We start from the raw sequence: 14,948 nt of genomic DNA on the forward strand, positions 1-14,948 counted from the left end.
TTTTTTTAATTGAAGATAAATTATTTTGTTATTATTATCGAGGGTAAACAAAATATAGTGGGGGAGGTCTTATATCAAATCTTTTTTTATGATCTGAAGAGCCTATCTTTGAGTTATTGAAATTTGGATTTACAGCATGATTGGTATAGACATATAACTCAAGAGAATTTTTTGCAAAATAAACGGGATGTATTATTTTTTTTATAGTTAAAGGAGATGGAATAACAAAACAGCATGAAGAAGAGGTTTGAACACTAATTTGCGAATTATTTCTCTTTTGTTGAAAGATATATGAATTTTTTACAATCTTTTCATATTGCTTTTCTTTTTTTGATTTGGTCTCGCTTTTCTTTATTTGCTCGTCTGGCCTGTTTTTTTTAACCTGTAAAGCAACTTTTACAGCTTTTTCATCATTTGCTGTTTTATTGGATATCAATTTTCCCTTTCCTTCCACAGAAATGGCTGCAGCGTCGAGTGCAGTATCATCCAGTACATAAACGCAGGTTCCTTCACCAATATAAATTTGTGTTTTTGCCTTCTGGCATAGGAATAAGAATATAATCACCAGCAGGCTTTTCGAAAAGCTTGCGATCCATTTGCGATCTGGTGATTTTATTTTTATCATGACGAAAGATTTCGTTATTATGGAAGGTTATATTTCAACAAACATCTTTTTCCACTTTGCAATAGAGTTTCTGCTGATTTTAAATTCTCTGGAAAGATCGATGTTCGTTAATCTGTTCTTTTTCTGATATTTTAAGATCTGAATAATAGCTTTGTCATCATACGCCCTGAATTTTCCATTGTCCTCCGGACCAGAGATATTTACACCCATTAATTTTCTTTCAATCTCTATAATTTCCAGAAAAGAAATATTAGGTCTATCCAGCAGAGCTTTACAGCTTTCTTTCTTTTCCTGGTATTTCATTTCAATCATATCGGTATAAATCTTCCTGTAATCAGGAGCGGCTAGATTTTTTTTGAGTGATTGTATTTTTCTATCCATTTGTATAATGTTGTTTTAGGAATTCTATACTCTCCGATAATCTGTGTTCTGGTCTTCTTTTTCTCATTCAGCAGTTCCAGGATAAAATCTATAATTTCTTTTGTGTAAATATTTTTCCTGTAAACAGGGACAGACTGTTTTTGCTTCTTTACAGTTTGTATTTTTTCAGGTGGTGAAAATAATATGATGTGCTGCACATAAATCCTGAAAAAATCGTACTTAAGCAGTTTGCTCCATCTCAATAGGAGATCGGTCTCAATGCTTGGATTTTCATACATCTTCTGTATTTCGTTTTCTGAACAGTTGAGAAAATTTTGTATCCGTTTGGTTTCAATTCCTTTTTCCTCTGCTTTTTGCCGGATGATTTTTCCGATGTGGATATTTTTTATATCAAAAGACATCATCAATAAATTTTAATTCAACACTTGTGGTATTTATCCCAACCTGAACACATATTTTCACTTGACTTTAATCATCATTTTTCAGGAAAATAATAGAATATGATTAGAGATTCATTAATAGTATTGCAAATTTAGGTGGTTATATAAACCATTTTATGTAAATTTTATAGTTTTATTATTTAACTTAATAAATTGTAAATAACTGATTTTTAAATTTTTAAATTAGTTAATTTATAAATTGATTGCTATTGTCGTTTTCGTTGGCAATTATTTCGTGCTTGTGAAATGAAATCTCTACCTTTATGAAAATGATAACCTCTGAAACATAAACCCTATGAAATTAAATGTAAAAGAGTTCCTTAATTCGGGTCCCTCATCCCTGGATCAGTTGCTTAAGATGTACTATTTTCATTACAATCTTCTGCTTCTTGTTGTGCTGTCTGTTCACACAGTTGTTTTTTATTGTGAAGGACAAAATCTTGTTGCTTTCATAATGCTGGGTATTCTGCTTTTTTTGTCTATGCTAACTATGATTATTTACAGATTGGAATATCAGGTGCTGAAATATTTTCTAAATTATTATATGATTGTAAAGACCATTTTTTTATATGGGATTTTGTTTTTATTCTGGAAAAAAGCCCCGGAAATCATTCTGTTTTTTGCATTACTGCCTTTGGGGACGTATAATTTATACAGATTCCGCGCTTTAGTATTAAGTACGCTTATTATTGGAGTCTTTCTTATTTTTTTTACCATAATACCACAGTCTTTTTTTCCTGTGCTTATAAATGAAAGTGCTTTAGAGTTCAGTAAGTTTAAAATATTATTTACTTTCCTTGTAGTCGCGTTGTTTTTTATTTTTTACAATAGCAAGATTACGGAGAAAAAGTTTATCGTTCGGAATAGTTTTACTGATGGTCCGCAATATGCATTTACCTCAGTAGCGGAAGATACAAATGATGTACTGGAGAAAAACACAGAAATGTATAATGAAATTTACAAAAAAATCATTGATTATCTCGATCATCAGATGCCTTGGAAAAAGCATGATTACAGCATTCAGGATCTTTCTTACAATTTTGGGATCAACACCACCTACATTTCAAGAGCCATAAGCATTAATACCGGAATGAATTTTAAAAACCTGATCAATTCATACCGTATTAACTACATCAAGGAGGAAATAAAGGTAAATTATCCCAAATATACTTTGATGTATATTTATATGACAGCAGGCTTTAAGCATCAGTCAACATTCAACAGAGCTTTTAAACAGATAGAAAACAAAACTCCTTCTGAGTTTATTAAATCCATTGAGCCGGAATCATATGCTTTGTACGAATAATGTAGTATGAAATATAGAAAATGAAGATGCCTTTCAGATTTTTTACATAAAAATAAGCTTCTTCTGAATTTAGTTTTAACAGTAATGGTGAAATGCGTAATTTTAAGAAAATTTTTTAGAAATGATATACGGAGTAGATGTTTTTACTTTCCATGATGTTCTGGAAATCTGTAAAAAACCAAATAAAGCAAAGCTTAATAAAGCTTCAAAAGAACAAATCTTAAAATCTCAGAAAAACGTACAGAAAATAGTAGAGTCTGACAGATGTGTATATGGAATCAATACAGGATTCGGACCATTATGTGATACTAAAATTTCAGCGGACGAAACCGCTCAGTTACAATATAACCTGATCATTTCTCATGCAGTGGGTGTAGGGAAGCCTATTGATAAAGAGCTTTCCAAGATTATGATGATTGCCAAAGTACATGCTCTTTCGAAAGGATTTTCAGGCGTTTCCCTGGAAGTAATTGAAAGAATGATTCTGATGCTTGAGAAAGATATCATTCCGGTGGTTCCTGAACAGGGATCTGTAGGAGCCTCAGGAGATCTTGCTCCATTAGCACATCTTGTACTGCCTTTGCTTGGTTTAGGACAGGTTTGGGAAGGAAATCAGGTTTTCGAAACAATAGATATTCTTAAAAAACACGACCTTGAACCATTAGCTTTAGGTCCCAAAGAAGGATTAGGATTGATCAATGGTACGCAGTTTATCCTTGCTCATGCAATCAAGGGACTTGAGAAATTTGAATATTTACTGGACCTGGCGGATATGACTGCGGCCATGAGTATTGAAGCGTACAGAGGTTCTGCAAGCCCTTTCAAAAAAGAGCTTCACGAGATCAGACCTTTTGAAGGCAGTAAAAAAGTAGCTGCAAGAATGCTTAAGTTCTTAAAGGGATCAGAAAATTTAAAAGCTCACGAAGATTGTGAAAGAGTTCAGGATCCTTATTCCATGAGATGTGTACCACAGGTTCACGGAGCCAGTAGAAATGCTTTTGAGCACCTTAAAGGAATGGCAGAAACAGAATTAAATTCCGTTACTGATAACCCGATTGTATTAAGTGCTGAAGAATCTATTTCAGGCGGAAACTTCCACGGACAGCTGATGGCACTTCCTTTAGACTATGCTACCTTAGCCGCCGCAGAATTGGGGAATATTTCAGACAGAAGAAGCTACTTATTGCTAGAAGGAAAGTATGGACTTCCAAGATTACTAACAGAAAGCTCAGGATTGAATTCCGGATTTATGATCCCTCAATATACTTCAGCAGCCTTGGTTACAGAGAATAAGACATTATGTTTCCCTGCATCGGCAGACTCTATTCCTACAAGTTTAGGACAGGAAGATCATGTTTCTATGGGAAGTATTTCAGGAAGAAAATTCAATCAGGTGCTTGGAAATCTTGTGAATATTTTATCTGTTGAGCTGATGTTTGCCGCTCAGGGACTTGAATTCAGAAGACCTGCAAAATGTTCTAAAGTAATTGAAGAAAACTTCACTATTCTTCGTTCCAAAGTTGCCAAGCTGGAAGATGACAGGTTGATTGGGAAAGATATGTTAGCAATTGCAGAGTTGATCAATGAAAGAAAATTCATTGTCAATTAACTCAAATAAAATCAAAGCTTCCGAAATGGGAGCTTTTTTTGTTTTCATTAATATTTTAATCAAACTAAATGCATATACTCAGAACAGATTCCACCAACACAGATTTTCAAAACCTTGTAAAATCCCTTGATGCTACTTTAGCTGAGCATAATGGAGAAGATGACGGCTTCTTTGCTCAGTTCAATACAATTGATACCATTAAAAACTGTCTCGTAGCTTATATAGATGGTATTCCTGCAGCGTGTGGAGCATTCAAGCCCTTTTCAGAAGATAGCGTAGAAATAAAAAGGATGTTTACCCATCCGGAGTTCAGAAAAAAAGGATTAGGTTCCACTATTGTAAAAGAACTGGCAGGCTGGGCAGCAGAATTGAACTTTAAAAAAGCCATATTGGAAACTTCCCGGGATCTTAAAAGCGCCATCTCTGTTTATGAGAAAAACGGTTTTTACAAAATATCCAATTATGGGCAATATGTTGGAATAGAGCAAAGTGTCTGCTACGAAAAAGTATTATAATTTAATATTCATGTCATGCTAAATTCATTTTTTTTAAATTTTTAATTCTCATTAAAGTGTTATATTGTGGTTCTAATCAAAATTATAACATATGAAAAAAACTGTATTCCTACTGGCAATATTTTTTGCCCTAAACTCGTGTTCCAGAGAAGATCTTCAGAACGAAAATGTAAGAACTGAAATGTCTCAGAAAGATCCGCTGACAGCAAAACAGATCAATGAAAGGATCAATCAGGCAATTAAAACGGACGGTACTTTTAATTGGAAGAATGAATCTGATCATTTCGTATGGAGTGCTATTTTCCGTGGAAATAAAATGGTATCTATCGGTTTTGGAACTTCAAAAGATGATTTCGACAGAAGTAAATCTCCAAACAGTAATGATATCGAAAAAGAAGTTCTTTCTGTAATCAAAAAATATGAAGGAAAAGAAGAGAGAAATTTCCTTCTTCTTTCAGATCAGTATCTTAATCAGATGGATGTTGTGATAGAAAATGAAGAAACTGTTTCCGCTCTTCGACAAATGAAAAACATCCGATATGTAGAACCTGCAGATTATCATTATTTTGAATTTGAAGCTCAATATAATGCAGCTGCAAAATCTTCAGGAAGCGGTTCGTCGGGATGCGGATTTTCATCATCTACATTAAGCACTGCAGATTATACTTCAACGGCGCCAAGTGCAAAGATACCCTGGGCTTTTGCTAAGCACAATATTCCTGATGCATGGAGCTACAGTACCGGAGCAGGTGTTACAATAGGTCTTATTGACACGGGAGTTTCACCAGAACAGTCTTTATTGGGAGGAAGTTTTAATAGTGGAGCTTCTTCGGGAAGAACAATCAGTAAATACGGAGTGTATAACTCAGACGGATCCGGAGATCAGTGCGGGCACGGAACGAAAATGGCTTCGGTAATGGCAGCTCCCAGAAATAATGCAGGATTACCTGTAGGAGTAGCTTATAATGCCAATCTGATCGCCTACAGAGCAGCAGAAAATGTTGTTCTTGAAACATCCAGTGAGCAGACTGCTGTAAAAACAGCTTTCACGGAACTGGGTAACAATACCAATGTGAAGATCATCTCAATGTCAATGGGGCACATCTTCTCCGTTGGAAAAATTGAGGACGGTGTCAAGTATGCTTATTCTAAAGGGAAACTGATTTTCTGTGCCGGAGGTACTTCAACCAGCTTTACCAGCTTTGTCGGAGTAATTTTTCCTGCATCAATGCCGGAAACTCAGGCGATAACCGGTGTAAAAGAGAATACTTCCAATCAGAAATGTGATGTGTGCCATTCAGGAAGCCAGATTGATTTTACCTTCCAGATGGAAAGAGCTTCAGGAAATACTGTTCCGGTTCTGAGCTATTACAACGGCCAGGCAGATTATGTGGGTGGTTCTTCGGTAGCTACTGCAGCTACGGCGGGAATTGCAGCGCTGGTTTGGGCTAAAAATCCATCATGGACAAGAGATCAGGTTCTTACTAAAATGAGACAGTCTGCAACCTATTATCCTAATGTGAATTCAAGCTATGGTTATGGAAACATCAATGTTTTAAAAGCCGTGCAATAAATAATAGCCTTATAAAAGAAAAGGAAATATCTCAGCTGAGGTATTTCCTTTTTTGTTTTTAATATAGAGATGGCTATCCGATCCTTACACTTGTCATACTTAATGATCCGCCGATAAGCTCATCGTTAAATAACGCAAGGTCTTCGGATTGATCTTTTAACCCTAAAGTATACAGTAAAGGAAGATAATGATCAGGCGTAGGAACAGCATATTGTAAGAAAGTTCCCTGTTTCTGATAATCAATAATATTCTGAAAATTTCCATCCAGAAGCCAGTTGTTGGTTTTTTCTCTGGCTTCCACTGCCCAGTCCCAGCCGGCTCCCACTGTATTTATATTTTTCCAGTCGATAAGGCGGAGATTATGAACAATATTTCCGCTTCCGATAATCAGGATGCCCTTTTCACGAAGTTTATTCAGCTTTTTTGCAAGATCATAATGATACTGAGGAGGTTTTGTATGATCGATACTCAACTGGATAACAGGAATATCTGCCTCGGGGTACATATGTTTGATAACCGACCATGCACCATGATCCAGTCCCCAGCTGTGATCTTCTTCCACATCTACAGGAAGAAGTAATTCTGCAGTTTCTTTGGCCAGTTCCGGACTGCCGGGAGCAGGGTACTGCACATCAAAAAGGGCTTTTGGAAAGCCATAAAAATCATGAATGGTTTTCGGCATATCCATAGCCGTTACAAAAGTTCCGTCTGTATACCAGTGGGCAGAAATACAGAGAATTGCATTAGGTTTAGGAATTTCTGAAGCAGCTTTCCGGAAACCCTGTACAAATTGATTCTCTTCAATGGCATTCATTGGTGAACCATGTCCAAGAAATAAAACAGGCATTCTCTGTGTGCTTTTAAAACCGTTGCTTATATTTTGAAGATCGCTGAGGTTCATAAATATTGAAGATTATAAAAAATAAAAGGTCCAAGGCTTTTAAACAAATCCCTGAACCTTTTAAGATATATGTTATTTACTATGCCTGTTTTACAAACTGTAATTCACCAGCTACTTTTACATCATCGCTTACCATTACACCTCCTGCTTCAAGAGCTGCATTCCAGTTTAATCCGAAATCTTTTCTGCTGATTTTTCCTTCAAAAGAGAAACCTGCTTTTGTATTTCCCCATGGATCTACATTAATTCCTCCGAAGTCTACATCAAGATTCACAGGTTTTGTAATTCCGTTGATGGTAAGATTTCCAACAATAGAATTGTTTAATGCCTGAGATTCAAAAGTAATTGTAGGATGTACTTCAGCATTGAAGAACTCTGCAGACTTTAAGTGGTTATCTCTGTCTGTATTGTTGGTGAACACAGAATCCGTCTGGATCGTAGCGGTGGTTTTTGCATTTGCAAAGAATTCGTCTTCAGATTCAATCTCAGCGGTGAAAGTTCTGAAGCTTCCTTTTACGTTAGAGATCATCATATGTTTTACTTTGAAAGTAATTTCACTATGCGTAGGGTCTAAAATCCATTTTGTTGCCATTGTATTTTGTATTTTTTGTTTGTTATTAATGATGCAAATTTAGGACAGCGTACCTATACAAGTCATTGATATAGGATAAGAAATGAGATTTTTTTGTTAATCATCAATTTTGCTTCGCAAGTGAATAGTGAATATTATACCTTTCCAATAATTAAAAACTGACAAGCGCAGCGGATTGATCATTCACGATCCATCATTCGCCTATGCTAATAATGCCTTTAAAAATTTTATTGACCTATCCCTTTAATTAATAATTAACAAAGATTTTCTTATTGATGAGCCCCTTCGACAGGCTCAGGGTGACAATCCGAATACCAGTCGATATTTTTGAGCCTTGTCAGTCTGAGCCTGTCGAAGCTATTATTACTAAAAGGGATAGGTCAAAATTTATTATTAAGTTAAGAAATAATTCCTTTGAATGTATGAATTCCATTTTATGAATGTTTTAATTTAACGTTTCTTAACGAATGGTTTTTATTTCTTATTTTTGGAGGATTCAATTTTATCCAATGAAATTACATAAATTTTCTTTATTAATGCTGGTTTTAGGAAGTTCAGCATTTGCCCAGACCCAGAAATTTACCATGGCGGAGGCTGTCAATGGGATGAGAACCAACCTTGCCGTAAAAAATATTTCCCAGTTTTCATGGGCTGCAGACGGAAAATCTTACATTCAGGCAGTGAAAGGCGGCTATCTGATTACAGATTTGAAAACGAATAAGCAGGATACGCTGATTTCATTAAGCCAGCTGAACAGAAATCTTTCCAACAATAAGCTGAAAGCTGTTCCACCCATTAAATTTACAGGAAATTCCAATGGGTACTTTACTACAGAGGGCAAAATGTCGTGGATTGAAAAATCAGGAAACGACTGGAAAATTAAAAATACAGCTGCCATCGATCAGGATGCTGCGAACGTGAAAATGTTTGGTGACGGTCATACTTTTGCCTTCACAGCAAAGAATAATTTATTTGTAAACAGGAACGGAAAAACGATTGCTGTAACCAATGAGAGCAATGAAAATATAATTAGCGGACAGGCGGTTCACAGAAATGAATTCGGAATTGATACCGGAATTTTCCCTGCTCCGAATTCGGAGAGCGTAGCTTTCTATAAAATGGATCAGAGTATGGTAGCAGATTATCCGGTCATCGACTGGTCTGTAACGCCTGCCGTAAACCACAATATTAAATACCCAATGGCTGGCCAGACTTCTCATCAGGTGACATTAGGCGTTTTCAATATTAAAAATCAATCTACTACTTTCTTAAAAGTGGAAGGTGAAAAAGATCAGTATCTAACGGCCGTTACATGGAGTCCAGATTCAAAATACATCTTTGTAGGGGTGCTGAACAGAGGCCAGAATCATATGAAAATGAATCAGTATGATGCTGCTACAGGAGAATTGGTGAAAACTTTATTCGAAGAAACAGACAGTAAATATGTGGAGCCACAGCATCCGCTTACTTTCTTCCCGAACTCTAACACAGACTTCATCTGGCAGAGCCAGAGAACAGGATACAACCACTTGTTCCATTACAGTCTTGAAAAAGGATTGATAGCACAAATCACAAAAGGTGACTGGCTGGTAACCGATATTTTAGGATTTAATGAAAAGAAAAAGGAAATCTATTTTGCCTCCACTAAAGAAACTCCTCTGGAAAGACATTTGTACAGAATAAATTGGACCAACTTCAAGATGCAAAGGCTGGACGATGCAGAAGGAATGCACATCGGAACTTTGAGCAGTGACGGAAATTATCTCTATGACGCTTACAGCAATGCCAATTCACCAAGAGTTGCCAACATTATCAATACAGCCAATTTAAAATCTACAAATATCCTTACTTCTGAAAATCCATTAAAGAATTACCAGAGACCGGAAATTAAAAATGTAACATTAAAGGCTGACGACGGAACTCCTTTGTACGGAAAGATCATTCTTCCTACCAATTTTGATCCTAATAAAAGATACCCAACTATTGTTTATCTGTACAACGGGCCACACTTACAGCTGATCACAAACAGCTTCCCGGCTTCAGGAAACCTTTGGTACGAATATATGGCTCAGAACGGTTACATCATTTTCACAATGGACGGAAGAGGTTCTTCTAACCGTGGAATGAAGTTTGAGCAGGCTGTATTCAGAAATCTGGGAACTACAGAAATCAACGATCAGATGAAAGGGGTGGAATACTTAAAATCTCTTCCTTATGTAGATGGAGACAAAATGGGAATCCATGGATGGAGCTTCGGAGGATTTATGACAACAAGTTTTATGCTTCGTAAACCGGATGTATTCAAAGTAGGAGTAGCAGGCGGACCTGTAATTGACTGGAGTATGTATGAAATCATGTACGGAGAAAGATATATGGATACTCCACAGGAAAATCCACAGGGATATGCAACAGCTAATCTTCTGGATAAAGTTCAGAATCTGAAAGGAAAATTACTGATGATCCATGGAGCACAGGATGATGTAGTCGTATGGCAGCATTCTATTAAATTCATCAAATCTGCTGTGGATAATGGTGTTCAGCAGGATTACTTTACCTATCCGGGGCATCCGCATAATGTGATCGGGAAAGACAGGGTTCATCTGATGCAGAAAATAACAGATTATTTTGATCTATATTTGAAAAAATAATATTACAATCCAGCGGGAACGGCTGGATTTTTTTTGATATTACCTTAATGTTATTGTATAACTTGATTGAGATTACTTCGCTTTGTTTGCAATGACACTTTCGTGTTATTAGTGATACATTAGTGTTATTTGTGTTTTAAAAAAGTAACTTTTCGATCTTAACAAACATCAATGTTTTTGATTTTTCATAGCAGTAATTTTGTATGACTAAAATCAACAATATGGAATTAGGAATAGGAATGTTCGGGGACCTGGCTTTAGACCAGTCTACCGGAAAATATAGAGATGCAGGGATTAAGATCCGCGAAATACTGGATCAGATAAAACTCATGGATGAGGTAGGAATAGATGTTTTTGCAATGGGAGAACACCACCGTCCGGATTATGCTGTTTCTTCTCCGGAAATCGTTTTGGCAGCAGCAGCAAGTATTACAAAAAATATAAAACTGGCCAGTGGAGTTACTGTTTTGAGTTCTTCGGAACCGGTTAAGGTATATGAAGATTTTTCAACGCTGGATTTAATTTCAGACGGAAGAGCAGAGATATTTGTGGGACGCGGAAGTTTCATCGAATCCTTTCCGTTGTATGGCTATTCATTGAATGACTATGAACAGCTATTTGACGAAAAATTAGAATTATTACTGAAAATCAATACTGAGGAAAATGTAAACTGGTCAGGAAAACTTCGTGCTCCGATGCAGAACCAAACCGTTTATCCAAGAGCAAAAAATGATGGAAAACTTTCCATCTGGAGAGCTGTTGGAGGAACTCCGCAGTCTGTATTAAGCGCAGCGCAGCTTGGAATGCCTTTAGTGGTAGCCATCATCGGAGGAATGCCAATCCAGTTTAAAAATCTGATTGAATTCTATAAGCAGGAATACCAAAAAGCGGGACACGATGTTTCAAAAATGCAGATTGCAATTCACTCCCATACTTTTGTAAGTGACGATCAAAAAGTAGCGGATGGATATTTCCATAATTATAAATCTCAGATGGATAGGATAGGCGCTTCCCGGGGATGGGCTCCTTATACAAAAGAGCAGTATGATGGGGGAAGAAGCAAAGACGGTGCATTGTTTATCGGCAGTCCCGCAGAAGTAGCAGATAAGATTGCGTATATGAAGGAAATTTTCGGAATTACAAGATTTATCGGGCATATGGATGTGGGAGATCCTGCTCATGATGTGATGATGAAATCTATTGAATTGTTTGGAAAAGAAGTAAAACCCGTTGTAAAAGGACTGTAACTGGGAACTTTATTGATAGCAAAAGCCACATAAGAACATCTCTTTTGTGGCTTTTGTAGTTGTAAATCTGGTATTAAACAATCTCAATCAGACTTCCTCTTTCTTCATCCTTGATAATATTAAGAGCGGTAGGAATCTTTTCTTTGAGTTCTTCAACGTGCGAAATAATACCCACAATCCTGTTTTCTTTCATCAGATGAGTAAGGGTTTCAAAAACGATATTCACCGATTCCGTATCCTGCGTTCCAAAACCTTCATCAATAAAGAAGAAATTCTTTTCGGCCTGCGCATTGGCCTGAACACTTTCTGCCAGTGCCAGCGCCAGACTCAAGGATACCTGAAAGGCCTGTCCTCCGGAAAGTGTTTTTACACTTCTGCTTTTCCCTTCGTTGAGGTAGTCAATGATTTCAAAATCGTTATTTTCATTCAGCTGAAGGCTCAGCTGGTTTCTTGTCATCCGGTGAAAACGGACATTGGCATGATCACAAAGCTGTCTCAGGTAAATAGACGAAACATATTGTACAAAACCTGCACCTTTAAACAGGTTCATCATGATTTTTAAATTTTCTGAACGCTTCTGAAGCTTTGCCAGTTCTTTTAAAAGGGTTTCTTTTTTCACAAACTCTTTTTCCAGCCTGTCTATTTCTGCGGTTTTTGTGACTACGGAATCGCTGATTTTTTTCTGCTCATTCTGTGCTTCAACGAACTGCTGTTCAGCAAGAGAAAACTGTTCGTTATCGAATGAAAGATCTTTCAGTTTTACTTCCAACTCAGTGATGAATTTCTTTAAAGCTTCGAATTCAACTCTGAAATTCTGCACTTTGGCTCTCACCAGCTGAATATTGATCTCCTGCAGTAAAATATTATCAACTTCTTTAAATGCTTTGAAATTTTGATCTGTCAAAGCTTTGGCAATCGCCTCTTCATTACCGGAAATTTCTTTCTTAAGTTCTGTAATTTGTTTTTCAGACTGGCTGACAATTGCTTTTTGCTCTGCCAGTTTTGGAGAAAGAATTTTTTCCTGTTCTACCGCCTTCCGGTAATTTTCTTCAGTCTCTTTATTAGATTGTACAAGTTTTTGATAAGATTCCTCAATCTCTTTTATTTCCTTTTGAGCATACAGATTCCAGTCGAGAATTTTAAGGCCGGAACGGCTGATATTGATTTGCTCCTGTTTCGAAACTTCTTCCAGACGGAAAGCTTCCAGGGCGTGCTTATATTTTTCCAGTGTTTTGGTTTCTCTGTCAATATGTTCCCTTTCAACTGTTATAGTACGTTCCGTTTCTTCAATCTTTTTCTCCAGCGTAAACGAATCTGAACGTTTTTTCTCAAATTCCTCTTCCTTGTCAGGTGAAAATGACTTCCAGGTGAAATTCAGCAGATGATTTTCAATATCCTTCTGAATCTGAAGGACAATTTTTTGTTCCGAAAGAAGTTGTTCCTCAAAGATTTTTTTACGGTCCAGAATTTTGTCAACTTCTGCTTCCTGTTTTTGAAGAACAGTTATTTCCTGTTCTACAGATGTTATTTTCTCCTGAATTTCCTGCAGTTCAGTATTCACATCATGAAATTCCACAATATGCGGATGCTCTTTAGAACCACAAAGAGGACAGTTTTCCCCATCATGAAGCTCACTGGCAAAACGGGAAAGTTCTTTTTGAATTTTGAGATGATCCAGTTTCTGGGAAAGTTCCTTTTTCTTTGTTTCTAAAGCTTCTTTCCTGCTTTTGAAATCTTCTTTATAATTCCCGGTATAGTCAAAAGACTTTAAGTTTTCTGCAATTTCTCCGATCTGTTTTTGCTGTCTCTCAATCTTTTCGGTTTGTTCCTGCTGTGATTTTTTTAGGTTCTTTTGCTGAATAAACCAGTTGCCTACTTCAGAAAGCAGCACAGAATCAAGTTTTTGTTCCTTTAAAGTTTTTATTTGTGCTGAAAGTTCATCAATCTTTTTTTGAATTTTCTCTTTATGAAGATCCACTTCTTTTACTTTTTCAGAACCTTTCTGAGTTCTTTCATTCAGAACTTTAATTTCTTCAGAAAATTTCAGGATCTGAATGATGAGGCTCAGATCATTTTCCTGAATTCTGGATTGTTCTAATGCTTTAAACTGTGGTTCAAGAGCCGTAAGCTGTTCCTTTACGATCGTAAAAGTCTTTTCAGTTTCCTGCCATGCTTTAATCTGCTGTTCTTTTTCGTTTTGTTTTGCCGAAATTTCTTTTGAGAGTTTATTTTTCTCAATAATCAATGGATTGAAAATCCTGAAAATACGGTCGTATAATTCTGCCTGTGCTTCCAGAGCATCCATCTGGGGCTTTTCTTCAGAAAGTTTGCTGAATTTTTCCTTATTCTGCTGTAAACTGTCAAAGTCGCTTTTTAAGTTTTTCAGCTGTTGATACGTTTGGGAAACCTTCTCCAGTTTTTCATTGGATTCTGAGAGGAGTTTCTGCTCTTCAGCCAACTGTTCTTTCTGAAGTTTAATTTTCTCTTCATTGATTTCTTCAAACCCTTTTAACTGTCCTTCCAGCTGATCCAGTTCAGATCTGTTTTTTACATTGAGTGCAGAAACATTGTTCTGAAGATCAAATTTCTGAAGATTAAAGATCTCCTTCATCATATTTGTTCTCTCTGCAGCACCCAATTCAAGGAATTCTTTGAACTGTCCCTGCGGAATAATGATGGTTCTTTTGAAGTTGGAATAGCTTAATCCGATAATAGATTCCGCATTGGAGTGATCCAAAGGAAGCCATTTGCCATTGATATTTTCATAAAATGTAACCGCATTAGGCTTTACTTCTTCGAATTTTTTTGAATTTCGCTTAAAATCACGGGCAGCCCGGAAAAGTTTATTCTCATAATTCACAAAATCAAATTCTATATAAGAACTGTTTGATTTTAAATTCATCATGTTATAAGCCCTTTTATCACGCATGTTCAGACGTTCCGTTTCACCGTATAAAGCAAACGAAATAGCTTCCAGAACCGAAGATTTTCCGGAACCCACCGCCCCGAAAATCCCAAACAGACCTGCTTCGGTAAGATTTCTGAAATCAATAGTCTGGCGCTCCTGATACGAGTAAAGTCCTTCGATCGTTAATTGTACAGGGATCATAG

At 36.5% G+C, this 14,948-nt stretch carries 12 protein-coding genes; 6 read left to right on the forward strand and 6 right to left on the reverse strand.

The window, feature by feature from the left end:
• Nucleotides 1–34: 34 nt before the first annotated feature.
• Genes BW946_RS16080 through BW946_RS16090 form a run of 3 tightly spaced genes read right to left on the reverse strand, consistent with a single transcriptional unit; the run spans nucleotide 35 to nucleotide 1,407 of the window.
• Nucleotides 35–625, reverse strand: a complete 591-nt coding sequence (locus BW946_RS16080) for a hypothetical protein (protein WP_076597137.1) — start codon at nucleotides 623–625, stop codon at nucleotides 35–37.
• Between the two features lie 27 nt (nucleotides 626–652).
• Nucleotides 653–1,006, reverse strand: coding sequence for a hypothetical protein (locus BW946_RS16085; protein ID WP_076597138.1), 354 nt, complete (start codon nucleotides 1,004–1,006; stop codon nucleotides 653–655).
• Nucleotides 970–1,407: a transposase gene (locus tag BW946_RS16090; RefSeq protein WP_317043160.1), complete on the reverse strand. Its 438-nt coding sequence runs from the start codon at nucleotides 1,405–1,407 to the stop codon at nucleotides 970–972. The genes BW946_RS16085 and BW946_RS16090 overlap by 37 nt, the downstream gene beginning before the upstream one ends.
• Before the next feature lie 334 nt (nucleotides 1,408–1,741).
• Here BW946_RS16090 and BW946_RS16095 point away from each other — a divergent pair, with 334 nt between their 5' ends.
• The 4 genes from BW946_RS16095 (at nucleotide 1,742) to BW946_RS16110 (ending at nucleotide 6,449) form a co-directional block, all read left to right on the forward strand.
• Complete coding sequence (locus BW946_RS16095; RefSeq protein ID WP_076597140.1) at nucleotides 1,742–2,752, forward strand: helix-turn-helix domain-containing protein; 1,011 nt, start codon at nucleotides 1,742–1,744, stop codon at nucleotides 2,750–2,752.
• Nucleotides 2,753–2,873: 121 nt separating this feature from the next.
• Nucleotides 2,874–4,361 carry a histidine ammonia-lyase gene (gene hutH / locus BW946_RS16100; protein ID WP_076597141.1) on the forward strand — a complete coding sequence of 496 codons (1,488 nt, stop codon included), beginning with the start codon at nucleotides 2,874–2,876 and terminating at the stop codon, nucleotides 4,359–4,361.
• Between the two features lie 68 nt (nucleotides 4,362–4,429).
• Complete coding sequence (locus BW946_RS16105) at nucleotides 4,430–4,876, forward strand: GNAT family N-acetyltransferase (RefSeq protein ID WP_076597142.1); 447 nt, start codon at nucleotides 4,430–4,432, stop codon at nucleotides 4,874–4,876.
• A gap of 91 nt (nucleotides 4,877–4,967) precedes the next feature.
• Entirely contained in the window at nucleotides 4,968–6,449 is a 1,482-nt protein-coding gene (locus tag BW946_RS16110) for a S8 family peptidase (RefSeq protein ID WP_076597143.1), read from the forward strand.
• A 73-nt stretch (nucleotides 6,450–6,522) separates the two neighbouring features.
• Here BW946_RS16110 and ygiD read toward each other — a convergent pair whose 3' ends face one another.
• Together ygiD and BW946_RS16120 are read right to left on the reverse strand one after the other, a co-directional pair.
• Nucleotides 6,523–7,350, reverse strand: coding sequence for a 4,5-DOPA-extradiol-dioxygenase (gene ygiD, locus BW946_RS16115; protein WP_076597144.1), 828 nt, complete (start codon nucleotides 7,348–7,350; stop codon nucleotides 6,523–6,525).
• A gap of 79 nt (nucleotides 7,351–7,429) precedes the next feature.
• Nucleotides 7,430–7,942, reverse strand: coding sequence for a YceI family protein (locus BW946_RS16120; protein WP_062675631.1), 513 nt, complete (start codon nucleotides 7,940–7,942; stop codon nucleotides 7,430–7,432).
• Between the two features lie 509 nt (nucleotides 7,943–8,451).
• On the opposite strand from BW946_RS16120, the gene BW946_RS16130 reads away from it, so the two are divergent.
• Entirely contained in the window at nucleotides 8,452–10,590 is a 2,139-nt protein-coding gene (locus BW946_RS16130) for a S9 family peptidase (RefSeq protein ID WP_076597145.1), read from the forward strand.
• A gap of 221 nt (nucleotides 10,591–10,811) precedes the next feature.
• On the forward strand, nucleotides 10,812–11,837 hold the full coding sequence (locus BW946_RS16135; RefSeq protein WP_076597215.1) for an LLM class flavin-dependent oxidoreductase: 1,026 nt from the start codon (nucleotides 10,812–10,814) through the stop codon (nucleotides 11,835–11,837).
• 73 nt (nucleotides 11,838–11,910) lie between these two features.
• Here the strand turns inward: BW946_RS16135 and BW946_RS16140 are convergent, their stop codons facing one another.
• Complete coding sequence (locus tag BW946_RS16140; protein ID WP_076597146.1) at nucleotides 11,911–14,946, reverse strand: AAA family ATPase; 3,036 nt, start codon at nucleotides 14,944–14,946, stop codon at nucleotides 11,911–11,913.
• Nucleotides 14,947–14,948 lie beyond the last annotated feature (2 nt).

Source organism: Chryseobacterium sp. RU33C, from assembly GCF_900156015.1.
Classification (GTDB): domain Bacteria; phylum Bacteroidota; class Bacteroidia; order Flavobacteriales; family Weeksellaceae; genus Chryseobacterium; species Chryseobacterium candidae.